The 24,837-nt window shown below is 47.6% G+C and carries 22 protein-coding genes and 1 other RNA gene; 5 read left to right on the top strand and 18 right to left on the bottom strand.

The annotated features are described in order from the left end of the window. Positions 1 to 109: 109 nt before the first annotated feature. The 6 genes from OCV77_RS04030 to gpr all read right to left on the bottom strand — a co-directional run bounded on the left by OCV77_RS04030 (position 110) and on the right by gpr (position 7,225). Positions 110 to 1,165 (bottom strand): type IV pilus twitching motility protein PilT, encoded by a 1,056-nt coding sequence (locus tag OCV77_RS04030; RefSeq protein ID WP_262573516.1) that lies wholly within the window; start codon positions 1,163 to 1,165, stop codon positions 110 to 112. Beyond that, positions 1,152 to 1,793 carry an RNA polymerase sporulation sigma factor SigK gene (sigK, locus tag OCV77_RS04035; protein ID WP_118797579.1) on the bottom strand — a complete coding sequence of 214 codons (642 nt, stop codon included), beginning with the start codon at positions 1,791 to 1,793 and terminating at the stop codon, positions 1,152 to 1,154. The genes OCV77_RS04030 and sigK overlap by 14 nt, the downstream gene beginning before the upstream one ends. Before the next feature lie 113 nt (positions 1,794 to 1,906). Beyond that, positions 1,907 to 3,082 (bottom strand): radical SAM family heme chaperone HemW, encoded by a 1,176-nt coding sequence (hemW, locus tag OCV77_RS04040; protein ID WP_262573520.1) that lies wholly within the window; start codon positions 3,080 to 3,082, stop codon positions 1,907 to 1,909. Further along, a complete protein-coding gene (lepA, locus tag OCV77_RS04045) occupies positions 3,072 to 4,886 on the bottom strand; it encodes a translation elongation factor 4 (protein WP_262573523.1) in 1,815 nt (604 codons plus the stop codon). The genes hemW and lepA overlap by 11 nt, the downstream gene beginning before the upstream one ends. Before the next feature lie 61 nt (positions 4,887 to 4,947). Then, complete coding sequence (locus OCV77_RS04050; protein WP_262573526.1) at positions 4,948 to 6,270, bottom strand: stage II sporulation protein P; 1,323 nt, start codon at positions 6,268 to 6,270, stop codon at positions 4,948 to 4,950. Positions 6,271 to 6,313: 43 nt separating this feature from the next. Then, positions 6,314 to 7,225: a GPR endopeptidase gene (gene gpr, locus OCV77_RS04055; protein WP_262573529.1), complete on the bottom strand. Its 912-nt coding sequence runs from the start codon at positions 7,223 to 7,225 to the stop codon at positions 6,314 to 6,316. Positions 7,226 to 7,459: 234 nt separating this feature from the next. Between gpr and rpsT the strand changes: the two genes are divergently transcribed. Beyond that, on the top strand, positions 7,460 to 7,723 hold the full coding sequence (gene rpsT, locus OCV77_RS04060) for a 30S ribosomal protein S20 (protein ID WP_118797574.1): 264 nt from the start codon (positions 7,460 to 7,462) through the stop codon (positions 7,721 to 7,723). A 63-nt stretch (positions 7,724 to 7,786) separates the two neighbouring features. Here the strand turns inward: rpsT and OCV77_RS04065 are convergent, their stop codons facing one another. The 8 genes from OCV77_RS04065 to OCV77_RS04100 form a co-directional block, all read right to left on the bottom strand. Next, complete coding sequence (locus OCV77_RS04065; RefSeq protein WP_262573533.1) at positions 7,787 to 8,485, bottom strand: S1 family peptidase; 699 nt, start codon at positions 8,483 to 8,485, stop codon at positions 7,787 to 7,789. 36 nt (positions 8,486 to 8,521) lie between these two features. Beyond that, positions 8,522 to 8,872, bottom strand: an RNA gene (gene rnpB, locus OCV77_RS04070) — RNase P RNA component class A. A 25-nt stretch (positions 8,873 to 8,897) separates the two neighbouring features. Further along, positions 8,898 to 10,544 carry a nucleoside kinase gene (locus OCV77_RS04075; RefSeq protein WP_262573536.1) on the bottom strand — a complete coding sequence of 549 codons (1,647 nt, stop codon included), beginning with the start codon at positions 10,542 to 10,544 and terminating at the stop codon, positions 8,898 to 8,900. Positions 10,545 to 10,563: 19 nt separating this feature from the next. Then, entirely contained in the window at positions 10,564 to 11,346 is a 783-nt protein-coding gene (locus OCV77_RS04080; protein WP_262573539.1) for a class I SAM-dependent methyltransferase, read from the bottom strand. A 3-nt stretch (positions 11,347 to 11,349) separates the two neighbouring features. Continuing rightward, on the bottom strand, positions 11,350 to 12,462 hold the full coding sequence (gene rpoD / locus OCV77_RS04085) for an RNA polymerase sigma factor RpoD (protein ID WP_118797570.1): 1,113 nt from the start codon (positions 12,460 to 12,462) through the stop codon (positions 11,350 to 11,352). Positions 12,463 to 12,500: 38 nt separating this feature from the next. Continuing rightward, complete coding sequence (gene dnaG, locus OCV77_RS04090; protein ID WP_262573542.1) at positions 12,501 to 14,279, bottom strand: DNA primase; 1,779 nt, start codon at positions 14,277 to 14,279, stop codon at positions 12,501 to 12,503. Positions 14,280 to 14,324: 45 nt separating this feature from the next. Continuing rightward, positions 14,325 to 15,329, bottom strand: a complete 1,005-nt coding sequence (locus OCV77_RS04095; RefSeq protein WP_118797568.1) for a deoxyguanosinetriphosphate triphosphohydrolase — start codon at positions 15,327 to 15,329, stop codon at positions 14,325 to 14,327. A 68-nt stretch (positions 15,330 to 15,397) separates the two neighbouring features. Next, entirely contained in the window at positions 15,398 to 16,324 is a 927-nt protein-coding gene (locus tag OCV77_RS04100; RefSeq protein WP_262573545.1) for an alpha/beta hydrolase, read from the bottom strand. Between the two features lie 72 nt (positions 16,325 to 16,396). Between OCV77_RS04100 and OCV77_RS04105 the strand changes: the two genes are divergently transcribed. Then, positions 16,397 to 17,734, top strand: coding sequence for an alcohol acetyltransferase (locus OCV77_RS04105; RefSeq protein WP_262573546.1), 1,338 nt, complete (start codon positions 16,397 to 16,399; stop codon positions 17,732 to 17,734). Between the two features lie 16 nt (positions 17,735 to 17,750). Beyond that, positions 17,751 to 18,458: a DUF6320 domain-containing protein gene (locus tag OCV77_RS04110; RefSeq protein WP_262573548.1), complete on the top strand. Its 708-nt coding sequence runs from the start codon at positions 17,751 to 17,753 to the stop codon at positions 18,456 to 18,458. Between the two features lie 36 nt (positions 18,459 to 18,494). Here the strand turns inward: OCV77_RS04110 and OCV77_RS04115 are convergent, their stop codons facing one another. Beyond that, the gene (locus OCV77_RS04115) at positions 18,495 to 19,721 is read right to left on the bottom strand and encodes an MFS transporter (RefSeq protein ID WP_262573551.1); all 1,227 of its coding nucleotides are present in this window, start codon (positions 19,719 to 19,721) and stop codon (positions 18,495 to 18,497) included. A 285-nt stretch (positions 19,722 to 20,006) separates the two neighbouring features. Between OCV77_RS04115 and OCV77_RS04120 the strand changes: the two genes are divergently transcribed. Both OCV77_RS04120 and OCV77_RS04125 read left to right on the top strand, forming a co-directional pair. Then, positions 20,007 to 21,983, top strand: coding sequence for an oleate hydratase (locus tag OCV77_RS04120; RefSeq protein WP_262573553.1), 1,977 nt, complete (start codon positions 20,007 to 20,009; stop codon positions 21,981 to 21,983). Between the two features lie 380 nt (positions 21,984 to 22,363). Then, the gene (locus tag OCV77_RS04125; RefSeq protein ID WP_262573556.1) at positions 22,364 to 22,873 is read left to right on the top strand and encodes a DUF6512 family protein; all 510 of its coding nucleotides are present in this window, start codon (positions 22,364 to 22,366) and stop codon (positions 22,871 to 22,873) included. Positions 22,874 to 22,895: 22 nt separating this feature from the next. Here the strand turns inward: OCV77_RS04125 and OCV77_RS04130 are convergent, their stop codons facing one another. Genes OCV77_RS04130 through OCV77_RS04140 form a run of 3 tightly spaced genes read right to left on the bottom strand, consistent with a single transcriptional unit; the run spans position 22,896 to position 24,820 of the window. Further along, the gene (locus OCV77_RS04130) at positions 22,896 to 23,243 is read right to left on the bottom strand and encodes a hypothetical protein (protein WP_262573558.1); all 348 of its coding nucleotides are present in this window, start codon (positions 23,241 to 23,243) and stop codon (positions 22,896 to 22,898) included. Between the two features lie 53 nt (positions 23,244 to 23,296). Beyond that, positions 23,297 to 24,337, bottom strand: a complete 1,041-nt coding sequence (locus OCV77_RS04135) for a hypothetical protein (protein ID WP_262573560.1) — start codon at positions 24,335 to 24,337, stop codon at positions 23,297 to 23,299. Between the two features lie 21 nt (positions 24,338 to 24,358). Beyond that, positions 24,359 to 24,820, bottom strand: coding sequence for a hypothetical protein (locus tag OCV77_RS04140; protein ID WP_262573561.1), 462 nt, complete (start codon positions 24,818 to 24,820; stop codon positions 24,359 to 24,361). Between the last annotated feature and the right edge of the window lie 17 nt (positions 24,821 to 24,837).

Consider the following 24,837-nt stretch of genomic DNA (forward strand, 5'->3'; position numbering starts at 1 on the left):
TATTGATTGCATTTACTGTATCTGATTTTCGAATATCTGTCAAGAGTGGAAATCCGGTTCTTTTCACGACCTGTTTCCAGAATCACTTTCCGTATCTGGTTTCAACGGATCAGAATATTTTATTTTCCATGCCGTCAGGATCCTGTGCAAACTGGATCGCCATCTCTCTGTCGATCTTGCCTTCGTAATAAAGCTGTGCAATGGCCTCATCCATAGCGATCATGCCTGCCTTCCGGTTGGTCTGCATGACGCTCATAAGCTGGTGGGATTTGCCTTCACGGATCAGATTCCGCACTGCATGATTGGCATGAAGTACCTCAAATGCTGCCACACGTCCCCTGCCGTCCGCTTTCGGGATCAGCTGCTGGGAAATAACCGCTTCCAGTACATTGGCGAGCTGTACACGGATCTGTTGCTGCTGATGGGGTGGGAAGACGTCGATCACACGGTCTACGGTACTGGCTGCCCCGATAGTATGTAAGGTAGACAGAACAAGGTGTCCTGTCTCCGCTGCCGTAATGGCAACACTGATTGTTTCAAAGTCACGCATCTCTCCTACCAGAATGACATCCGGATCTTCACGGAGTGCAGCCCTGAGGGCATTGGCATAGCTCTGGGAATCCAGTCCGATCTCTCTCTGGTTTACCATGGACATCTTATGACGGTGAAGATACTCGATCGGATCTTCCAGCGTGATCACATGACACTCCCTGTTATTGTTGATCTTGTCAATGATAGCCGCCAGTGTGGTAGATTTACCGCTTCCGGTAGGGCCTGTTACCAGGACAAGTCCTCTTTTTCTCTGATAAAGGTCAATGACAGATGCGGGTACACCAAGGACCTCCGGCGAAGGTACCTCTGTTCCTACCAGTCTCAGGGCGATTGCCACAGACCCCCTCTGCTTATAGGCATTGACACGATACCTTCCAAGCTCAGGAATAGAAAAAGACATATCATGCTCTCCCTTTTCCTCGAATTTCGCCCGCTGGACCGGATCCATGATCTCATCTGCCAGGGCTTCCGTATCCGGTGGCAGCAGCCTTTCAAAATCCATGGTGATCAGCTGGCCGTTCACTCTCATTTTCGGCGGTACTCCTACTGTAATATGCAGATCGGATGCCCCCGCATCCTTTGCAATTGCAAGCATTTCTTTAATCGTAGCCATGTTCAAACCCTTCCCTCAGTTTCAATAACGCACGTTTTTCTATTCGTGAGACATAGCTTCTGGATATATGAAGCATCTCTCCGATCTCACGCTGTGTAACTTCCTCCCCATTCAGAAGACCATACCTCAGATAAATGATCTCTCTTTCCCTCTCGTTCAGAACTGTAGAAAGCAGAATACGGAGCCGTCCGGTATTTTCACACAGCTCCATCTGATCCGTGACATCTGTCTGCTCCTGTTCGATCACGTCCAGCAGATTGATTTCATTTCCTTCTTTATCTGTACCAATGGGATCATAGAGCGAAACTTCCTTTGCCGTTTTTTTTCTGGATCTGAGAAGCATAAGCAGCTCATTATCAATGCAGCGTGAAGCGTAGGTACTCAGCTTCCCCCTGACGGCATCGAAGGAGGAAATTGCCTTGATCAGCCCGATCGTCCCAATGGAGATCAGATCCTCCATGTCCTCATCCACATTCTGATATTTTTTGGCAATGTGGGCCACCAGGCGCAGATTCCTTTCAATCAGGATATTCCTTGCTCTCATAGCTTCTTCGCCGCTTCCCTCTTTTAACAGTCGTAAATAATAGGCCTCTTCCGAAGCGGTCAATGGCTGACTGAATGTTTTCAAAAAGGGCGCCCCCAAAGTCATTTTTATTATTCTATGACTTCCAAGGCGCTGCAGTGCCTTTCCACAAAACTAATTATACAAATTTCACTTTCTGATTGCAACTGCCTGGTCTTTTAATCAAACAGAAACTCCGCCATCACCCGGTTGCTGACATCCAGTCCGAGCTCTGTAAGCTTTAATCTGTCTCCTTCCTGCACAAGAAGTCCTTCCCTGATCAGCTTCTCCGAAATACCCGGATAAACGTCCGTAAATTTCTTTCCAAAGGTCTTAAAGAAGTGCTTTTTGGAAACCCCTTCTGTCAGGCGGAGTCCAAGGAACATAAACTCTTCCATCTGCTCCCGCTCTGTCAGATGACTGACCTCCTGTCTGAGGTGTTCCATCAGCTGTCCTGTCAGAGGCCTATCTGCAGCTTCCCCAGAAAGGAGCTTCAGATACGTCTGCAGATCCCGTATATTTGAAAATCTTGTTTCCTGCATCAGTGACGCTGCCCCGATACCAAAGCCAAGATATTCCCCCCGCTCCCAGTAAACCCGGTTATGCCGGCATTCGCAGCCTTCCCTGGCATAATTGGAGATCTCATACCTGTGATATCCGGCGGTTTTTAAAATATCATTCGTTATTTTATAGAATAGCCGATCCATTTCTTCATCCGGCAATACCGGTGTATTCTCGTAAAACGGCGTTCCTTCCTCAATGATCAGGCTGTATGCCGATATATGTGACGGCGGTCTGTCCAGGGAAAGAAGCTGTCTTAACGTATCCTGACAGGATTCCAGCGTCTGCTCCGGTATGGCAGACATAAGATCTACATTTATATTATTAAATCCTGATTTAATAGCCATGCTGTATGTCTGGAAGAAGTCCTCTGTACTGTGGATCCTGCCAAGTGCCTGAAGCTCATTTTCCTGCAGGGACTGCACCCCGATGCTCAGCCTGTTAATACCGGCAGCATAATACGCAGCCAGCTTGTCTGCATCCACAGTTCCCGGATTCACCTCTATCGTGATCTCCGCATCCTCTGCCAGACTGAAGGCTCCGCGCAGAGCTTCCATGATCTGGCAGATCCGTTCCTTTTTCAGAATGGACGGTGTGCCGCCGCCAAAGAATACTGTCCGCACCTCATGATCCGGATACAGCTTTCCTGCTGCCTCTATCTCCCGGCAAAGACAGGAAGCATAAGCCTCCATCGTTTCCCCGGATGCCGGTGCTGACAGAAAATCACAGTAGAGACATTTCCGTACGCAGAATGGAATATGAATATAAATACTTAATGGCCGCTTAGTTTTCATCCAGCTTCAGTACGCTCATGAATGCCTTCTGAGGGATCTCCACGTTGCCGATCTGGCGCATACGCTTCTTTCCCTCCTTCTGCTTCTCCAGGAGCTTCTTCTTTCTTGAAATATCGCCGCCATAGCACTTGGCAAGAACATCCTTACGCATGGCCTTTACTGTTTCCCTTGCAATGACCTTACCGCCTACTGCTGCCTGAATGGGGATTTCAAAGAGATGCCTTGGGATCTCCTCCTTCAGCTTCTCGCACATCTTCCGTCCTCTTTCATAAGCGCTGTCACTGTGTACGATAAAGGAAAGGGCATCCACCTCTTCCTTGTTGATCAGAATATCCAGCTTCACCAGATCAGACTGCTCATAGCCCTTCATTTCATAGTCAAAGGACGCATAGCCCCTGGATCTGGACTTCAGGGCATCGAAAAAGTCATAAATGATCTCATTTAAAGGCAGCTCATATTTCAGCAGTGCTCTTGTCTCCTCAATATATTCCATGCCAAGATATCTGCCTCTTCTCTCCTGACACAGCTCCATGATGGATCCGATAAATTCAGTCGTTACCATGATCTCAGCAGAAACAATAGGCTCTTCCATATATTCAATGGATGCCGGATCCGGCAGATTGGAAGGGTTGGTCAGCTCGATCACCTCTCCGTCTGTCTTATGCACCTTGTAGATAACACCGGGGGCTGTGGTCACCAGATCCAGATTGTACTCTCTCTCCAGTCTTTCCTGGATGATCTCCAGATGAAGAAGTCCAAGGAAGCCGCATCGGAAACCAAATCCAAGAGCAATGGAGGTTTCCGGCTCAAAATTCAGGGAAGCATCATTGAGCTGCAGCTTTTCAAGTGCATCCCGGAGATCCGGATATTTGGAGCTGTCCGCCGGATACACGCCGCAGTACACCATGGAATTTACTTTTTTATAACCGGGCAGCGGTTCACTGCAGGGTCTGTCATTATCAGTAACCGTATCGCCGACTCTGGTATCCTTGACATTTTTGATAGATGCCATGATATAGCCTACCATGCCTGCACTAAGTTCCTCACAGGGGATAAACTGTCCTGCCCCAAAATAGCCAACCTCTACTACCTCTGCTGTTGCGCCGGTAGCCATCATGCGGATATTGGTTCCTTTTTTCACACGTCCTTCCCGGATCCTGCAGAAGATGATAACTCCCTTGTAGGAATCATACAGGGAATCAAAGATCAGCGCCTTCAGCGGTGCATCCGGATCGCCTGTAGGTGCCGGGATCTTGTGCACTACTGCTTCCAGTACCTCATCGATCCCAATCCCGTTCTTGGCAGAGATCAGCGGTGCATCAGAAGCATCAAGGCCAATGACGTCCTCGATCTCCTCCTTCACACGCTCCGGCTCTGCACTTGGCAGATCGATCTTGTTGATAACAGGAAAAACCTCCAGATCATGATCCAGTGCCAGATATACATTGGCAAGGGTCTGTGCTTCGATTCCCTGCGCCGCATCCACAACAAGGATAGCACCGTCACAGGCTGCCAGACTCCTGCTCACCTCGTAGTTAAAGTCTACGTGGCCTGGTGTGTCGATCAGGTTGAAGATATACTCTTCTCCGTCCTTTGCTGTATAAATGGTCCTGACGGTCTGGGCCTTGATCGTGATGCCTCTTTCCCGTTCCAGCTCCATATTGTCAAGAACCTGTGCCTGCATTTCCCTGCTGGTCAGCAGTCCTGTTTTCTCTATAATTCTGTCTGCCAGGGTGGATTTACCGTGGTCAATATGTGCCACGATACAGAAATTTCTGATTTTACTCTGGTCGATATGTGTCATAAGTACCTCCTTGTGCCGTCAGCAGCCCCTTTTTAGCCATGGCTGCACATTTATCAGCATATCACATCTGGCCGTTCAAAACAATGGAAATGATATGAGCCAGGGGATCACAGGCATTCATGATCTCCTCTACCGTGTTGGTCTGTGCACCCAGCTCGACCAGAAGACTCTTCGGGCAGAGGTGCAGATTATAACGATAAGCCTTCAGATAGATCTTTCTGGCAAGACCCGGGTAATACTCATTGGCTGCCACCTGCATCTGGAAGGAAAATGCCAGATTTTCCTGCAGATACGGATTTTCCAGATAAGCGATCTTCCCCTTGTTCCTCAGATAGCTCATACCGTTAAAAAGCATAAACCTGGCTGTCGGCCGCCCATCCAGCTCCATGACCAGCTTCTTTCCTTCCTTCATCTCATCCCTGTGCAAGTCGATCACCACCTGGATGGTTGGATTTTCCGCAAGGATCTGTTCGATGGCTGGCAGCGATTTATTATAGGCCTCATCTCTTGCCTCCACATCATACCCTCCTATGTCATGCAGTACGGAAAAACCATAGGTATCCTGCAGGATCTCCGTAAGCCTCTCACCCGCGCCGACAATCGTGGTTGACGGATCCCCCGGCACAGAATCTGCAAAGTCCTCAAGGGAATGGGTATGATAGATCAGGATATCCGGTCCTTCCAAAGACCTTGTGATCGACATATCCTGATAGAGAAGCTGATCCAGCCCAACATAGGAGCTGTCAAGACCAGTCGTACCGTCTATGGCATAAAAGTTCGAAACCAGCTTCTCATAATCCCATTTCTCAGACCAGTCATAGGAATACGCCGGAAATGCCGCAGGTTCAAACGCCTTCTCCTCATCCAGGCCATCATCCTGCTGAGATTCTCCCTGTGATCCGATATCCGTATCCTCTTCCTTGTCTGTATTTTCCTGATCATTCTCTTCTGATATTTCTGCCTGATCCATATTTTCCTGATATCCATCATTTTCCTGCTGCATCCTGGCGATCAGATCACTGTCAATATGTAATGCACCTTCCCCATAATCCAGATTTTCTTCATCTATATTTTTCTGATCCTCATCCTCCCCTTCCTGCACCTCATGAAACGTATAGGTATAGAGAGGGAACATCTCTTCCACGGCCTTTCCTGCCGGGCTGTCATCTTCCAGTGTCCCCTGCCCCTGTTCCAGAAAAAAAGGCAGAAGACAGGAGTCCGCCAGTGCCCTTTCCATAGCAGCCTCTGCCAGACCTTCCATGATCCTGCCGCCAGTACTTTTTTCTTTTCCGTTTTTCCTTGCAGTTCCCTGTATCAGCAGTCCCAAAACCAGTATGATAATTCCTGCAGTAAGCAGTGCTTTCCTTTTCCATTTCCCTGACATACGGATTCTCTCCACAGGGAAATATATGCCGGAAAACGGACATTCATGCCTGCATATCCAGTGCTCCTTCTATGGCATCACAGATAATATGACTGATCTGCTTGATCTCATAATCCACATCCTTGCCGGTTACATACATATTATACAATTCAGAAAATCCCTCCGGAAAATCCTGCATTCTCATCCATTCCCTGCCTTCCCCGCCAGAAAGCTTTGCAAATGCATCATTCACGATCGTGGCAGCATCTACTACCGTCGGCACGCCAATGGCGATCACCGGTACACCAAGACTTTCCCTGGTGATCACATTTCTGTTGTTTCCCACTCCTGAACCCGGATGGATCCCGGCATCCGAAATCTGAACTGTCCGGTTCAGTCTCCTTATGGATCTGGCTGCCAGCGCATCAATCACGATCACTGCATCCGGCTTTGTCTTCTCCACAACACCTTTTATGATCTCAGCAGATTCCATGCCCGTTTTTGCCATAACTCCCGGAATCAGGGCACTGGTCACATGCATGCGTTCCTTTCCATAGGCTGCCTTTCCGAATTCCTTTACCATATGCCTTGTCACTGTCAGATTATCCACCACATTAGGTCCAAGGGCATCAGCCGTCACATCCCGGTTTCCAAGCCCTACCACCAGGATCGAGCTTTCCTTTTCCAGCTCAGGTATGATCCCTCTAAGCTGCATGGAAAGCTCACCGGAAATTTCCTGATGGTAATTCTCATCCTGCTGTGTCATAGCCGGCGCTTCCAATGTGATATAGGTTCCCATGGGTTTTCCAAGTGCCCTCGCACTGTTTTTCGATGTGATGCTGACTTTTGTGATCCGCACCTCACTGTCCTCATGGTAAACTTCTTCTACTGAAACACCGGAAAGTGATTCCGCTTCCTCCTCCGCATTCTCTCTGGCCTCCAGTGCCAGATCGGTTCTGATCTTAAAGCTGCCCATCTAAATATCCGTCCTTTTTATGCCTGTTTTGTCCTGTTTTTCTCATACAGACTTTTCTGTGCCTTCAGTATGTGCACTTTTATGCAGATTCATGCAATTTCTCTGAAAAATCTATTGACAGACTGCTCCTCTCCAGCTACAATAATATGCGTGTGTGTTGCATTAAGACGTCCGTGTCTCCGGCTTTAATGAAACATCATGGCAACTGATGATTTTATATAGGAGGTAAGAATCATGGCTAACATTAAATCAGCTAAGAAAAGAATTTTAGTCAACAGAACTAAGGCTGAAAGAAATAAGGCGATCAAGTCTGGTGTTAAGACTGCTGTTAAGAAGGTAAATGCTGCAATCGAAGCAAACGATAAGGCTGCTGCTGCCAGCGCACTTGTTGCTGCAACAACCACAATCGACAAGGCTGCTTCCAAGGGCGTATATCACAAGAATACAGCTTCCAGAAAAGTATCCCGTTTAGCTCAGGCTGTCAACAAGATGGCTTAGTTCTTTGGATATCATATAGAATAATAAATGATCCGGCTCATACCGTCATGTGAGCCGGATTTTTTACTGCCTGTATTTCTTTATCCTTTCTGCAGGTACACCTGCCAGCTCATACTGTTCTGTGGCACCGCACAGAATTCCTATAAGCCTGCCCGAATCATCAAACATCCCGCTGCCGCTCATGCCAGGCACAGCGCCTCCATCTGCATAGATCATTTCACAGCCAAACTCCTCAAGATACCTGTCCGGATCTACCACATACCCGGTAACAAATGAACACTCTCCTGTGCTGATTTTATCCGTCATATGGAAAGCATCATTTTTCTGAAGGCTGTTGCTCTCCCTGATCTGCAGAAATTCCCCGAATTTTCCGTCTGCTTCTTTTTCAAAGTATGCCTTTTCCTTTTCTGGCAATTTCTCATAAGGAAGATACACATATCCCAGGTCACATTCTTCCGCTGCGAGAGAAGAAGCAGCCGGCAGCACCGTACCATCTGCAAGCTTGACCTCTATGCTGCCCTGCAGCTCCTTCAGTACATGTCCTGCTGTGATGATCACAAGCGCCTGTCTCTCTTCATCATATCCATAAATACAGCCGCTTCCCTCTGCGTTTTCGCCCAGCAGCACCACAGAGAGCTGCCATATTCTGTTTTCCAGTTCTGTTTCTGAGAGTGCTGCAGATGAGTTTCTGCCTTGAAAAGCCGCCAGCAGTACCAGCAGCAATAGAATACAGGGAAAAAGAGCTGAAAATAATCTCCTCATGGGTTCCTCTTTTAAAAGCTTCCTGAATGGATAAAAATATCAAGCAGGACGATAAGCCGGGTTATGTCGTTGAATGGTCATCTATCTAATACTGCTGTTGCCAGCAGTCTTAAGCAACCTACCTGAAAGCTCACCGGGCCGGTTCAAACGCTTTCTGTTTGGTCTTGCTTCGGATGGGGTTTACATGTGCCCTGTCTGTTACCAGACAGGCGGTAGTCTCTTACACTGCCCTTCCACCCTGGCCGTCATGCATGACATGACGGTGGTACATTTCTGTTGCACTTTCCTTGGAGTCGCCTCCACCGGACGTTATCCGGCATCCTGCCCTGTGAAGCCCGGACTTTCCTCACCTGTCATAAAGACAGCCGCGACCATTTGTCCTACTTGATACATTTATTTACTATAACTTATTTTAGACCGGAAAGCAACTCCCACCGATAAACTCACGGCAGATCGAATTGCTCGGCACATTCTGACTGTCAATCCCCTGTACATATTCCAGGAATTTCAGCAGTCTCTTGGCCTCATAATATTCCGGTTCTCCCGGCTCTATACTGTAAAGGAGCGGTTCTGCATACTGCTTCAGTACAGAAAGCTCATAGATCAGTACAGAATTAAACATTTCATCCGCTTCCTCCTGGAACGGGAAAATATAGTTTTCCTCGCCCCTTCGGACAGAGGGCCACATTTCGATAGTTCTTCTGGCGCTGGCACCCCTTGTTCTGGCATCTCTCACCATCCGGCGGAGAAGACGCCCATCCGTCGTCGGAATGCGGTTATGCTCATCCAGGTTCAGGCTTGTCAGGGCACTGATATAAATTTTGAATTTACTCTCATCCGGAAGGGAATAGGTCGTCTCCGGATTCAGCCCGTGAATCCCCTCAATGACCAGGATATCCTCTTCTCCAAGCTGCTTATATCTGCCGTGGTACTCTCTCTTCCCTGTCTTGAAATTGAATGTGGGAAGTTCAACCCTTTCTCCGCGCAGAAGCCGTTCCATATCCTCATTGAACTGCTTTACATCAATAGCTTCCAGACATTCGAAATTATAATCTCCGTTCTCATCCCTTGGTGTCAGTTCACGGTTCACGAAGTAATCATCCAGTGCGATCGGATGCGGGATTTTTCCATAGGTACGGAGCTGTATGGACAGTCTGTGGGAAAAGGTAGTTTTCCCGGAGGAGGAAGGTCCTGCGATCAGGACAAACTTCACATTGCCCTTTTTTACAATATTCTCCGCGATCTCGCCAATCCTGCGCTCAAGCAGTGCTTCCTGTACCAGGATCATATCATTCATTTCCCCTGCACAGATCGTATCGTTCAGGTCGCCTACAGAATCAATATTCATCATTTCTCCCCAGTGTGAGGCTGTTCTCAACGTCCGGAACAGCTTTTCCCTGGGACCAAACACTTCAAGCATGCAGGGAGCATCCATCCCCGGCAAAAGCAGCAACAGTCCTTTTTCATACAGCATCAGGTCAAAATATTTCACGTAGCCTGTATCTGGCAGCATAAAGCCATAATAGTAATCATAGTAGCCATCCAGGCAGTATACATTGGCAAAGGAGCTTCTCTTATACCTAAACAGCTTTCCCTTGTCCTCCATCTTCTGTTTTTTGAAGATCTCCCTGGCTTCATCAATAGAATAGGTCTTCTTGGTGATCGGGATTTTTTCATCTACCAGTTCCTGCATTCTTGTCCGGATCTGCTTTACCATATCCTCTGTCAGCTTTTTTTCCATGCGTACATCACAGTAATAACCGGGGCCAATGGCAAATTCCACTTTGATATTTGCTTCCGGGATCACATCTGCTGCCGCCCGAAGCAGTACCATGACTGCCGTTCTTACATATGCCTTGTGGCCAATGCTGTCCTTCAGCGTCAGAAAGGAAAGGGTACAGTCCTTATGCACTGTTTTGATCAGCTCCCGTATCTTACCGTCCTCCAGGACAAGTGCTATGGTATTCTCATACCTGTCCTGATAGGCATCCGCAATCTCCTCATAGGTCATTCCATCCGGGTATTCTCCGGTAACCCCGTCTATGGTAATCTTTGCCATCTCAAAGAATCCTCCCTTTTTATTGATACAGGCGCTCTGCCTGTGTAAGCAGTGAAAGCTCTGCCTTTAATTCCTCTCTCCGCTTCCTGCACCGCTCACTTTCTTCCTGTCCTCCCATGGCATGGATCAGTCTCAGGATATCTTCCTTCTGCCTGAAAATATATTCATACAGCACCGGATCTCTCTTGGCAAGCAGGCAGGAACCAAAGGCATCGGCCAGCTCCTTTGTAATGCCATCTGGAAGACCACTCTGCTGCTGGCCGCCATCTCCTGCACTGACACATCCTTCTGCCTGGCATATTCCATATACCGGCTTTTTTCGTGCCTTCATCATGGGGTAAAATTTCCCACCCTCCAGGATCATCTCCTCCTGCACGATCGTATATCCTTCTGTGCGCAGGAATTTCCGGAAAAGAGCAAGCTCCGATTGGGGCTGCAGGATCAGCTCCTCAAAATCCTCTGTCTTTTCTTTATCCTTTGTCAGAATGGACTGCATCAGTCTGCCGCCCATTCCTGCAATAACAAGGCTCTGTGCCTCACCTGTCCTGTAGGCACCCAGCCCGTTTGACAGTCTCAGTGTTATGTAACCGGTAAGGCCATGCTTCTCCACATTGATCCTGGCTCTTTCCAGAGGCCCTCTGTTGACATCCATAGCAAGCACGGCATCTGCCCTTCCACTTTCTATCAGATAAATGGAGACGTAGCCATGGTCACAGCCGACATCACAGACCCTTTTCCCGGGAGAAACCAAATCAGCAACCGCCTGCAGCCTCCTGGATAATCCGTTTTTTCCAGTATTCATGGCTTAATCCAGATAATCCTTCAGCTTGCGGCTTCTGCTGGGATGGCGGAGCTTTCTTAGTGCTTTGGCCTCGATCTGTCTGATACGCTCCCTTGTGACATTGAACTCCTTGCCAACCTCCTCAAGGGTTCTTGCACGTCCATCATCCAGTCCGAAGCGGAGTCGTAAGACCTTCTGCTCTCTTTCTGTCAGTGTGCTGAGTACCTCTACAAGCTGCTCCTTCAGCAGGGTAAAGGCAGCGGCATCTGCCGGCACGGGCACGTTATCATCCTGGATAAAGTCACCAAGATGGGAATCCTCTTCTTCACCGATAGGTGTTTCCAGCGAAACCGGCTCCTGTGAGATCTTCAGGATCTCCCTGACTCTCTCAACAGGCAGGTTCATCTCCTCTGCGATCTCCTCCGGGGTAGGTTCCCTCCCAAGCTCCTGCAGCAGCTGTCTGGATACCCGGATCAGCTTGTTTATGGTTTCTACCATATGCACGGGAATACGGATCGTTCTTGCCTGATCTGCGATTGCTCTCGTAATAGCCTGACGGATCCACCAGGTTGCATAGGTGGAGAACTTGTATCCCTTCCGGTAATCAAATTTTTCAACAGCCTTGATCAGACCAAGGTTCCCTTCCTGGATCAGATCAAGGAACAGCATTCCTCTTCCCACATATCTCTTGGCAATGCTGACAACTAGACGAAGGTTTGCCTCAGCCAGACGTTTCTTTGCATCCTGGTCACCCTGCTCCATCTTCTTGGCAAGCTCGATCTCCTCCTCGGCTGAAAGAAGCGGTACCTTACCAATCTCCTTCAGATACATCCTGACAGGATCCTCGATGCTGATACCATCCGGCACAGAGAGATCAAGGTTCTCCATATCCACTTCATCCTCATCAGAGAGAATGATCTCTTCATCATCCACATCATCATCCTCTGTGATACGCAGTACATCAACACCGTTCTGCTCCAGGGTTTCCATGATCTTATCAAACTGCTCCTCATTCAGGGCCATGTCTGCGAAATAATCATTGATCTCCTGATACTCTAGAACATTCTTCTTTTTTTTGGCAACTGCTAAGAGGCCTTTCAGTTTCTCATCAAATTTTGCCTGTGTGTTTTCATCCATTATGGGTTTCCATCCTTCCTGAAAATATAGTAAAAGTATTAGCTTTCCTCTATGGAAATATGCGTTTTGTCAAGTTCTTCCAGTGCTTTTTTGCCCTCGATCACACCCTTTAACGCATTTACATCACTTCCTGAGCCAGCAAGATACTGTTCATAGCTGTTTTCCTTCACTGCAAGAACAATATCATGGAAGGCTTTTTCTCTCTCCTGTCTGTTCGAAAGCTGCGTGAGCTTCGTGCTGAACACCTCGGCAGCCATACGCTGCTCCTCTTCCTCCTCGAACATGCCAATGATCCCGGCAGGATCCATTGTCTTCTGTTCAAGCTGATCAAATAATTTCTCTGCCACCCTCCGGTAAAGCTCCTCGGTAAAGTCCTCTGGTGTAATAAATTTCTTTATCTTTGGATAAAGGGAGGGCATATCGGTGAGCCACGTCAGAAGCAGCCTCTGGCTTCTTCTGACGCCCTCTTCTGCTGTATTCTTCTTCCGTATTCCGGATTTTGGCCTTTCTACCGGCTGTGCATAGCCTGTCTGCATGGCATAGGAAAGCACCAGTCTGCGCAGATTTTCCACACTGATCTGATAGCGCTGTGCTACCGCCTGAATGTAATTTTCACGCTCTACCTCCTCTGAGAATCCGCAGAGCTTTCTTGCGATCTCCCGGTAAAATTTCGTCTTGGATTCCGGATCCTGCATGTTATAATCCTTCTGCAGCATCCTGATCTCAAAGAAAAAGGTATTCTCTGCCCCGTCCAGCCGCTTCTGAAAGGCCTCCTGACCGCAGTTCTTGATAAATTCATCCGGATCCTTATAAGGCTCCAGGTTCAGCACCCTTCCCGTCATCCCGGCTTCCTTCAGGATGCTGATGGCCCGCAGTGCTGCTGTCACACCAGCCCCGTCACTGTCATAGGAAAGGATCACCTCGTCTGTATAGCGCTTCAGCAGGGAAGCCTGTCCTTCTGTAAATGCCGTTCCAAGGGATGCCACCGCCTGGGAAAATCCCGCCTGGTGCATGGTAATGACATCCATATAGCCCTCACAGAGAATGATCTGGTTCTTCCGTGCCGTTCTTGCGATATTCAGTCCGTAAAGGTTCCGGCTCTTATCAAACACTGGTGTTTCCGGTGAATTTAAGTACTTTGGCTTGCCATCCCCCATGACTCTTCCGCCAAAGCCGATGACCCTGTGGTTGATATCCTGGATAGGAAACATGACCCTGTTCCAAAATTTGTCATGGAAGCCAAATTTCTCATCAAAGGTGGCAAGCCCGGCATCCCGGATCACCTCATCCTCATAGCCTTTGCTTTTCAGGAATTTCACCAGATCATTACTGGTCATATTGGCAAAGCCAAGCCCGAACTTCCGGATCGTTTCATCTGACAGCTCCCTTTTCTTCAGGTACTGCCAGCCTGCCCTGCCGTTTTCACTGCGGAGCTGATGAAAGAAGTAGGTCGCTGCTTCCTTGTTTACCTGCAGGAGCCTTGCCCTTTTGTTCTCCTTCTTTCTGGTTTCCTCACTGTATTCTGCTTCCGGAAGCTGTATCCCTGCCTTCTTAGCCAGGAATTTCACAGCCTCCTGAAAGGTATAGTTTTCATACTGCATGACAAAGGAGATCACGTTTCCTCCTGCCCCGCAGCCAAAGCAGTAATAGATCTGCTTGCCTGGGGAAACGGAAAAGGAAGGTGACTTCTCATTATGAAAGGGACACAGTCCAAAATAACTGCTCCCCTTTTTCTGCAGCTTCACATACCCGGAAACCACGTCCACTATATCATTTTTCATCCGTATTTCTTCGATTACTTCTTCCGGATAATACATGTAACCATCCCTGCTTCTCTGCGATCACACTGCTTCCTGTCCCTGTCAGATATGCCAGGACCTGGGAATATAGATCTCCTCATATTTAGCTATGGCAAAACGGTCTGTCATGGCTCCTATGTAATCGCACACTACTCTTTCTTCCGGTTCTCCCCGGTTGATCAGTCCGATCATATCCTCCGACAGGAGTTCCAGATGATGACGATAATAGCTGTAAAGGGTCTGCACCAGCATCTCTGCCTTTCCCTCTTCGCTCTTTGCTTCTTTATTCTTATAGACACGTTCAAACATAAAAGCTCGCAGCTTTTTCATGGCTTCCGCTACCGGCGGTGACATCATGATGTCATCCTTCCCATAGCTGGTGCTTACGATATCATGGATGAAATGATCCAGCCTCTCCCCTGTGGTAAAGCCAATCACTTCTCCAATCTCCCTCGGCACATCTGCCTCTGTCAGGATCCCGGCACGGATCGCATCATCCATATCATGATGGATATAGGCGATCTTATCGGACAGTCTGACAATACGCCCTTCCAACGTCATGGGCATACCTGCCGTCTGGTGGTTCAGGATGCCGTCCCGTACCTCATAGGTAAGATTTAAGCCCTGTCCGCCCTTTTCCAGAATGTCTACCGTCCGTACACTCTGTTCATTGTGCTTGAAGCCGTAAGGGCAGACCGCATTCAGCGCCCTCTCTCCAGCATGTCCGAAAGGAGTGTGTCCAAGATCATGGCCAAGGGCAATCGCCTCCACCAGATCTTCATTCATCCGAAGAGCCTTGGCGATCGTCCTGGCATTCTGCGATACCTCCAATGTATGGGTAAGTCTTGTTCTGTAATGATCACCTTCCGGTGAAAGAAAGACCTGTGTTTTATCCTTCAGTCTCCGGAACGCCTTGCAATGAAGGATCCTGTCCCTGTCCCTCTGATAGACAGGACGGATATCGCACTGCTCCTCCGGATGGAGCCGTCCCCTGGAATCCCGGCTGTGTGCTGCGTAGGGACTTAAATTATCCTGTTCCAGCTGTTCCAGATTTTCTCGAATGTTCATATGCTTCCTCGTATTTCCTGTGTCTACTATAGATTATTCTGCGAAAGCTTCTGATTTCCTTTTTTATTTTAACGGCAGATGTCATAAATAAATTCAGCGCACTTTTCCATGGCCTCATAGGATACCTTTAAGGGTGACATCTGGAAAACGTGCCACATTCTTTTGTACACATTCATCCTGACAGACACATTTGCTGCAACCAGCTTCTTATGCAGTGACACAGAATCACTGAGCAGGATCTCATTATCACCTGCCTGGATGTACGTAGGCGGAAAGCCTTCAAAATTTCCAAATAACGGAGAGATCAGCGGATCTGTCAGCTCCATGCCCGGTGCATAATTCTGGATCATTCTGTTTAAATAATCCTCATCCAGTACCGGATCTACTTCCTTCCTGCTTTCATGGCTCTTACCTGAGGAAGTCAGGTCTGTCCAGGGTGAAAGCAATACCAGTCCTCTTGGCAGGAGTCTTCCTTCCTCCTTTAGCTTCAGTGTCAGGGAAAGTGCCAGATTGCCGCCTGCTGAATCGCCTGCAATGATCACATCTCTTGCCCCATAACCATACAGCATCAGGTAATCCCATACCTTCAGGGCATCCTCAAGAGCTGCCGGATAGGGATTTTCCGGAGAAAGCCGGTAATCGAAGCAGAGCACATCCATGGAGGTAGACTGTGCGAGCTTGTCTGTCAGTGTCCTCGCATAGATCCTGCTGCCAGTTGAATATCCGCCGCCATGGCAGTACAGGATCACGTACTTTTTCATGTGGACGCGGTTGGCACATACCCACTCGGCTTCCATGTCCTTTATCTTTACCGGTGTGATCAGCACATCCTTCTGATTGCCAAGAAGAGCTCCCACCTGGTTCTGGGAATGTCTGTGCTTCTCTATATCAGGATCATCTATCATACCATGTACCTTCCGGATCAGATTCATCATCCGGAAATTCACATTTTCTTCAGATAATCTGATATTTTTTCTTTTTTCTCCTGCTGCCATAAATTTTTCTCCTTCTTTTAAGCTTTTGTGGTAGAATTAGCATAATATGAAAATAGTCAGGAGTCTATACCTTTGAACAAAGAAACTACTACAGCTTCACATACAGCTCCATCACAAGAAAGAAAGCATACCGCAGGTGCCGCCAAAAAGATCTGGTACCGGCTGGATCTTTCTGCTATCGTCTACCCGACCCTGCAGCGCAGGGACTTTTCTTCGGTCTACCGGCTTTCTGTCGTACTGAAGGAGCCCATACGTCCGGATATCCTGCAGCAGGCTGTGGATGCCAGCCTTGTCCGCTTTCCTACCTATAAGACTGCCATCCGTAAAGGGCTTTTCTGGCGGTACTTAGAACCCAATAAGCGGCCAGGTCCCTTTGTCCGGGAGGACATCCGGAATTTCTGTATGCCCATGCCCTTCAAGGCCGGGAACCGGTATCTGATCCGTATCTATTATTATAACTGCCGGATCTCACTGGAGGCTCATCACAGTCTCGGCGATGGAAGCGGCGGCATGTATGTGCTGCAGACCATCACAGCTGAATATCTGCGGCTTCTCGGACACCAGATCGACTGCGGTTACTTTGTAAAGGATATCCACGAAACGCCGCCTGCTGAAGAGTTTGAGGATGCCTATATGCGCTATGCCAATTCGAAGCTCTGCCCGAAGCGCACCGGTGCAAAGGCCTACCGTGTACGCGGTACCAAAGAGCCTTTTTATACCTTCCATGTCATTGATGGCATCATGTCCGTTTCTGAAGTCATGAAGGTTGCCAAAAGCTATCAGGCATCCCTGACAGAATACCTGAACGCTGTACTCCTTTATGCCCTGCTTCAGAAGCAGAAGGATGATCACCCGCTTCACTTAAAGCCGGTAAAGATTGCCATGCCGGTAAACCTGCGCCGCTTCTTTCCATCAAAGACCCTGCGCAACTTTATTACCATGATCTATCCCGGTGTGGATCCAAGGCTTGGAGAGTACAGCTTTGATGAGATCGTCAGTCAGGTGCATCACTATATGCGCTATTATATTAACGAAAAGTTCCTGCGTGGTGATATCACTACAAATGCCAATACCAAGCGCAATCCCCTGATCCGCATCACACCGCTTTTTATCAAGGATTACGTGGTGAAGCAGTTCTATTCCCGGATCCAGGACAAAAGCTCCTCTGCCGGACTTACCAACATGGGAGCTATCAGGGTTCCTGAAAATATGGAGCCTTATATTGACCGCATGGATATTTATATGGGACAGCCCTTTTCCTCCAGAACCAACTGTGCTATCGTCAGCTTCGAGGATACCCTTACCATCAACTTTGCAAGCTGTATCGTAGAAGCAGATGTGGAACGGTACTTTTTCCGTAAGCTGGTGCAGGACGGAATCCATGTAAAAATAGAAAGTAACCGTTTTTAAATGAAAGGAGTTTTTCATGTCATACTGTGTAAACTGCGGGGTGGAGCTGGACAGTTCCCTGGATCATTGCCCCCTGTGCAATACCCCTGTCATCAATCCAAATGAACTTAAGAGGATCGCAGATGCCGTTCCTCCCTTCCCGGAGCAGCGGGGAGAGGTGGATACTGTAAAGCGCCGGGATTTTACCCTTCTGATCGGCATTATCCTGACAGCTACCAGTGCCAGCTGCCTTTTATTAAATCTCCTTGTTTTTACCGGCAGCCTCTGGTCCCTTTTTATCATCGGTGCCTGCCTGCTGCTCTTTATCGTGCTGCTTCCGGCGATCACCACGCTGCATCTGCCCATGTACTTATCTCTTGCCCTTGACGGTGCGGGTATTGCCTTTTACCTGTATCTGATCAGCTTTACGACCGCGGATCAGCACTGGTTCTTTGCCCTTGCGGTTCCCATTGTTGGATTATGCACGATCCTCTGCGAAATATTTGCGATCCTGATGAAGCATTTTCGGGTATCCTATCTGACGACAACGCTTTACTTTTTCGTAGAAACCGCTCTGCTTTGCATGGGGCTTGAGCTTCTGATCGAGCATTTTTTCACAAAACCCATGCGGCTTACATGGTCTGCTATCGTCCTGACTGTGTGTGCTGTGATCTCCATTACACTGCTGACGATCCTGTCAAGGCAGCGGCTCCGGGAAGCTGTAAGAAGGCGGCTGCATTTTTAATATGCAGTCCTTTCCCAAAAACAATTTCTATTCTGTCTACTCCGTACCGGATCCATTTTGGATCCGGTTTAATTTTTCTGAGGTCAATACCATCAGCACCTCAAACACAAGCAGAACTACCGGATACAGCCAGATGCCGATCCTTGCTGCCAGTGTTCCGAACAGCGGCGGCATAAAGGTACTTCCGACATAGGCACAGGCCATCTGAATGCCGATCAGCGCCTGAGAATTCTCCTTGCCAAAATAAAACGGCGTAGAGTGGATGATCGCCGGATAGACAGGTGCACAGCCAAATCCAATGATCACCAGTCCAAGGAGCGCCGGCGTCGTCACCGGAAACGGGATCAGCACAAGCAGAATACCGGCTCCGACAATACCGCCTCCCAGTCTGATCAGTGCTTTGTCTCCCATCCTGTCTGCCACAAATCCGCACAGGAATCTTCCTACTGTGATTCCCAGATAAAAGAAGGAAGCGAATTTTGCTGCCTTCTCCGGTTCCATCAGAAGGTACTGCACCAGATAGCTGCTGGCCCAGAGTCCTGTGGTCGTCTCCATGGCAGAATAGGCAAAGAAGGTGATCAATATGTACGGTGCACCCTTGATCCGCAGGATTTCCCGGAAGCTCAAGGCTTTCGAAGGCGCGGCTTTGGTCTGATCTGTCTGCTTCTGCTCTGCTTCTGCGCACTTCGGTTCTGTGCCTCCCTCTTTTTCATCCGTCCGGGATTTCCAGAGCGGCAGGCTGATAAACAGGATCACCGTGATCACAATCTGAATCATGGATACACTGAAGTATCCCCGGCTCCAGCCAAGCCCTTTTCCAAGGCAGAAGCCCATGATATAAGGGCTTGCTGCTGCCCCGACACCCCAGAAGCAGTGAAGCCAGCTCATATGCCTGGAGGAATAATGAAGCGCCACATAGTTGTTCAGTGCCGCATCCACTGCGCCGGCACCAAGACCATAGGGAATCGCCATAATGCATAACAGGTAAAAGGAATCTGATACCGAAAACCCAAACAGGGCTCCTGCTGTCAGAAGGACACTGACCGCTGTCACCAGTCCTGCTCCGAATTTCCTTGTCAGTCTGTCTGAAAAAAAGCTGGAAACGATGGTTCCCGCTGAAATGATCATGGAAATGATCCCCGCATAGGAGAAGGGAACCTGCAGCTGTGTATACATTGTCGGCCAGCCGGACCCAAGAAGTGCATCCGGAAGTCCAAGGCTGATAAATGCCAGATAAATCACAGCAAGTAATAAAGAATACATACTAAAAGATCACCATCAGCAGCATTTTAAGCTGCTCCTTTCCATAAGCTTCATCTGATTCATTTTGTTTCTCTCAACTAAAATCAATATTTTTCCCAGTCCGGCAATTATACTACCAAACCTCCATCTTTGGCAATTTTTTTACAAAATAGACTCAATGATAAAATTTTTATCACTCCCTGTTTTTTGCTGATTGGAATTCCCTCAAAAAACACATACTATAAGTTCACAGAAACAAAAAAGCAGCTTTAAATCTATCGGATAAAGAGAAAGGTGGTTTTTATTATGTCAGGAAAGAAAAATATTTCACTTGGACTGGCAGCTCTTGCCGCAGGTGCAGGCGCTGTAGCCATTGCATCAAAGGGCCGCAAGGCAGGCGCTGCAAAAAAGCAGAGAACAGCATCTGTTGCTGCTGCCAAAAAGGAATACCGTAATACCGAGCTTGGCAGGTATGACAAGAACAGTAAAGGAATTTATTATTCCAATGGTAACTACGAGGCCTTTGCAAGACCGAAGAAGCCCGATGGCGTAGACGAAAAGAGCGCTTACATCGTAGGAAGCGGACTTGCTTCTCTTGCAGCAGCATGCTTCCTTGTAAGGGATGGCCAGATGGAGGGAGATCACATCCATATTCTTGAGGCTATGGATATCGCCGGCGGTGCCTGTGATGGTATCTTTGATCCTTCCAGAGGCTATGTCATGAGAGGCGGCCGTGAAATGGAGAACCATTTCGAGTGTCTGTGGGATCTGTTCCGCAGCATTCCTTCCCTCGAGATTCCCGGTGCTTCTGTCCTGGATGAATATTACTGGTTAAATAAAGAGGATCCCAACTACTCTCTCTGCCGTGCAACCGAGAACCGTGGCCAGGATGCCCATACAGACGGCAAGTTCAATCTGAGCCAGAAGGGCTGCATGGAGATCATGAAGCTGTTCATGACAAGGGACGAGGATCTTTATGACAAGACTATTGAAGATGTTTTCGATGAGGAAGTATTTGATTCTACCTTCTGGTTATACTGGAGAACCATGTTTGCTTTCGAGAACTGGCACAGTGCCCTTGAAATGAAGCTCTATTTCCAGAGATTCATTCACCATATTTCAGGGCTCCCTGATTTCAGTGCACTGAAATTTACCAAATATAACCAGTATGAGTCCCTGATCCTGCCCATGCAGAAATATCTGGAGGCTGCCGGTGTTGACTTCCAGTTTAATACTGAGGTTACCAACGTTATCTTTGACATCAAGGATGACAAGAAGGTTGCCAAAGCCATTGAATGCAAAGTAAACGGTGTGGAAAAGGGTATCGTCCTTACCGAAAATGACCTGGTATTTGTTACCAATGGAAGCTGCACAGAGGGCACTATTTATGGTGATCAGAACCACGCTCCCAACGGAGACGCTGAGGTTCGTACCAGCGGCGTTTGGAGTCTCTGGAAGAATATCGCCGCACAGGATCCATCCTTCGGACATCCTGAAAAGTTCTGTTCCGATGTTTCCAAGACCAACTGGGAATCCGCAACTGTTACTACACTGGATGACAAGATCATTCCTTATATCACCAATATCTGCAAGCGTGATCCCAGAACCGGCAAGGTTGTTACCGGCGGCATCGTAAGCTGCAAGGATTCCAGCTGGCTGCTGAGCTGGACGATCAACCGTCAGGGTCAGTTCAAGACTCAGGACAAGGAAAAAGTCTGTGTATGGGTATATGGTCTGTTTACAGATGTACCCGGTGACTATATCAAGAAGCCCATGAAGGATTGTACCGGTAAGGAGATCACTGAGGAGTGGCTGTATCACCTTGGTGTTCCGGTAGAGGAAATCGCTGAACTGGCTGAGCACAGTGCAGTCTGCGTCCCGACCATGATGCCTTACATTACCGCATTCTTCATGCCAAGAGCTGCCGGTGACCGTCCTGATGTCATCCCGGATGGCTGCGTAAACTTCGCATTCCTTGGCCAGTTTGCACAGACTCCCAGAGATACCGTATTCACTACAGAATATTCTGTCAGAACCGCTATGGAAGCTGTTTACGGCCTGCTTGGTGTTGACAGAGGTGTTCCGGAGGTATGGGGCAGCGTTTATGATATCAGAGAGCTCCTGGACAGCAGTGTCAAGCTGATGGATGGTATGTCTCCTCTGGAGATCGAGCTTCCCGGCCCGTTAAATGCACTGAAGAAGCCTCTGCTCCATGTAGTAAAGGGTACTGTCGTAGAGAAACTGCTCCGTGACCACAATGTGATCAAGGACGGTATGATGTAAATAAGATATTGGCTTTATGGGTTGGCTGGCAGATTACTCTGCCGGCCAGCGTCCAATTTTTCTCAATCACCCGTAAAAATACGCCGCATTCCCTGCGGCGTATTTTTCTTTATCCCGTTTACTGATCTCATCGGGACACCTGGCTCTTTTTCTCTTTTCTGTGCCCCGTTTATCCTTTTTCACTGCTCTCTTTTTCTATTCCTGGGGCACCACACTCACAATTCTCTTCTCATGCCCCACCGCATGTGAAACCACAACATAGTAGTGATAAAGCATGCTTATTGCTCATTCTAATCCTGTAACTGTTTTTGCTGAAATGAGAAACCATATGGGCTCACGCAAAATGTATCTTTTTACTGTAAGCTTCATATACTGCTTCTATGAATCCTTTAAAACGTTTTACTCTCATTGGAATAATTTTTGTTCTGGGCACCGGAAGTCTTGCTCATTTTGTGTATGACTGGTCTTTGCAGAACTTCATCATCGGCTTTTTCTTCCCGGTCAGTGAATCTACCTGGGAGCATATGAAGCTTATCTTTTTTCCCATGCTTCTCTATGCCCTTTTCCTGTACAGCAGGCTGAAAGAGGACTATCCCTGCCTCGCTTCGGCACTGCCTGCCGGCATTCTCTCCGGCACTTTCCTGATCCCGGTACTGTTTTATACCTATTCCGGAATCCTCGGCAAAAATTATATGGCACTTGATATTACTACCTTTGTAATTGCCGTTCTGGTCGCTTTCATCCGGACATACTGCCTTACTCTGTCCTGCAGGGGAGTTCCCTTTCTGATCCCGCTGTGGACAGCTGTCATTATTACTCTGGTGTGCTTCCTCCTGTTCACCTATCTGCCGCCGGATCTTGGCTTATTTGTGTCACCAGTTCCTGGATGATTCAGCATTATCATGTCCGTTTCTATCTGTTTTTCACCATTGCTATCACAGCAAGAATTGCATTCAACAGGCACCAGAAAGACCAGATTACAAGATCACTGTAATTTCCATGTCCTGCCAATCCTATAAGTGCGGCCAGTCCAAAAAGAATCAAAATCGCTATATTTCCACCATTCCCGATTGCATTTCTGGATGCTATTGACACAATTCCACCTGCCAGCATCAGTATTCCAACCAAAATTCCAGCAGAACCAGATGATCCCCCATTTGCTTCCATTGCATTTACCATGCCTGCGGCACAGGACTGCAGTGCTACAACAAAAAATAAAATAATTGACAAAACTCCTGATACTAACTTCCATGTTTTCATGCTCTTTTCTCCTTCTCACAGTACCTTGCAGGTACTGCTTTCTCATATTATTTTTACTGTGTATTTATTCTGATTGGCGATGTATCCACAATCGTTCCATACGTATTGCTGTCGTAGATATGAAGCGAAAAATCAATCCATTCTACCCTTGTGATCCCATTTTCTTCCAGATCCGAAGAAAAAATAGTAATATCATCAATAGATTTTCTTCCACTATAGATCGTACTCGCCAGAAGTGGTGTCATCATATAATCATTAACTGAAAGATCTTTACAGGAAACTCCTATATTTCTTCCCGAGTTATTTTCTATATATAGCAGCACTGCTGTACCCCAGAAACTGTTTTCATCCACTTCTTTTCCGACGATCCTGATTCCTCCTGCATTATACAATTCCTGTCCCATGTCATTTGGTGTACTGTCCATATAATCATAAGCTGAAGTTTTAATTGTTACGCATTCTGAATCATAAATATTATCCCACGAATCACTGTCGTAAATATGGAAATAGATCTCTATTTTCCCGATCATTTCTATTCCTGCTGCCTTCAGTTCACCGCTCAGGAAATAGACTGTTGACTGATCCTTCTTTCCGTCTGCTACAGTTACCGCAAACAGATCAGAAATCATATAGTCATTGACAATCAAGGCTGTACATCCTACTGTCACATTGCGGCCCGAATGGTTTTCTATTAAAATCTGAATTCCATCACCCCAAAAGTCATCCGTCACATATTTCTGCGCTGTTATAGTCACTCCGCTCTGATCCAGTAAAAGCTGTGGTTCAATGCTTACAGGTCCACTTTTATTTCCTGCCTTGTTTTCTCCTCCGTTTTCTGAACTTCCAGTGTCAGCAGACTGCCCATCTTTTTCAGATTTGTTCTCGGTCTGCACTGCACTGTTTCCTTCGATACTTCCATCTCCCACATCTAAAGCTTCTGCTGTTACTACGGCATCTGGCTGCTTCCCGGCTTCCTGTATTTGTCTGTTATGACTCCACATTGTAATTGCACCAAGAATCACACCGGCAAAGACAACTCCTGAAACGGCCACTAGGCCTGCCATAACCGCTACTGCTTTTCCTTTATCTCCCATAGTAAATCCCCCCTTTCTTTCTTATTCACTGAACCCGCTTGTACGCAGTGGTTCCAGACCATTACGCTTCAGCAGTTCATTTACATCAATAATGCTGCCAGGTCTTTCATTAAATATGATCATCAGCAGCGCATCTCTTGGCATTTTGGCATATAATTGCGGCATTTCGTATTTTTTCAGTGCCTCCTGTGTCTCCTCCAGCGTCAGCTCCGCTGCATAACAGATCCTCAGGATCGTATCCCTCTGCTTTGTATGCTTTTCTCCTGACAATATCTTGTACCCATATCTTTCCGGAATATCTGCTTTCAGAAAAACCATCTGCTGTGTCATCTTTTTTTCCCTGAATATGTTTTTCATATACACCGGAAAAGATTCCTGTTCCGTCATCATGCTTTCCCTGTTATTTTCATAAAATATGGCAAAATCTTTTGTATGGGCACCCTCCAGAATATTCTCCAGTTCCCGTGTATTTTTTTTACGCATAAAATTCTCCCATCTGG

The sequence above is a fragment of the Suilimivivens aceti genome, from assembly GCF_025567405.1.
In the GTDB taxonomy this organism is placed as follows: domain Bacteria; phylum Bacillota; class Clostridia; order Lachnospirales; family Lachnospiraceae; genus Suilimivivens; species Suilimivivens aceti.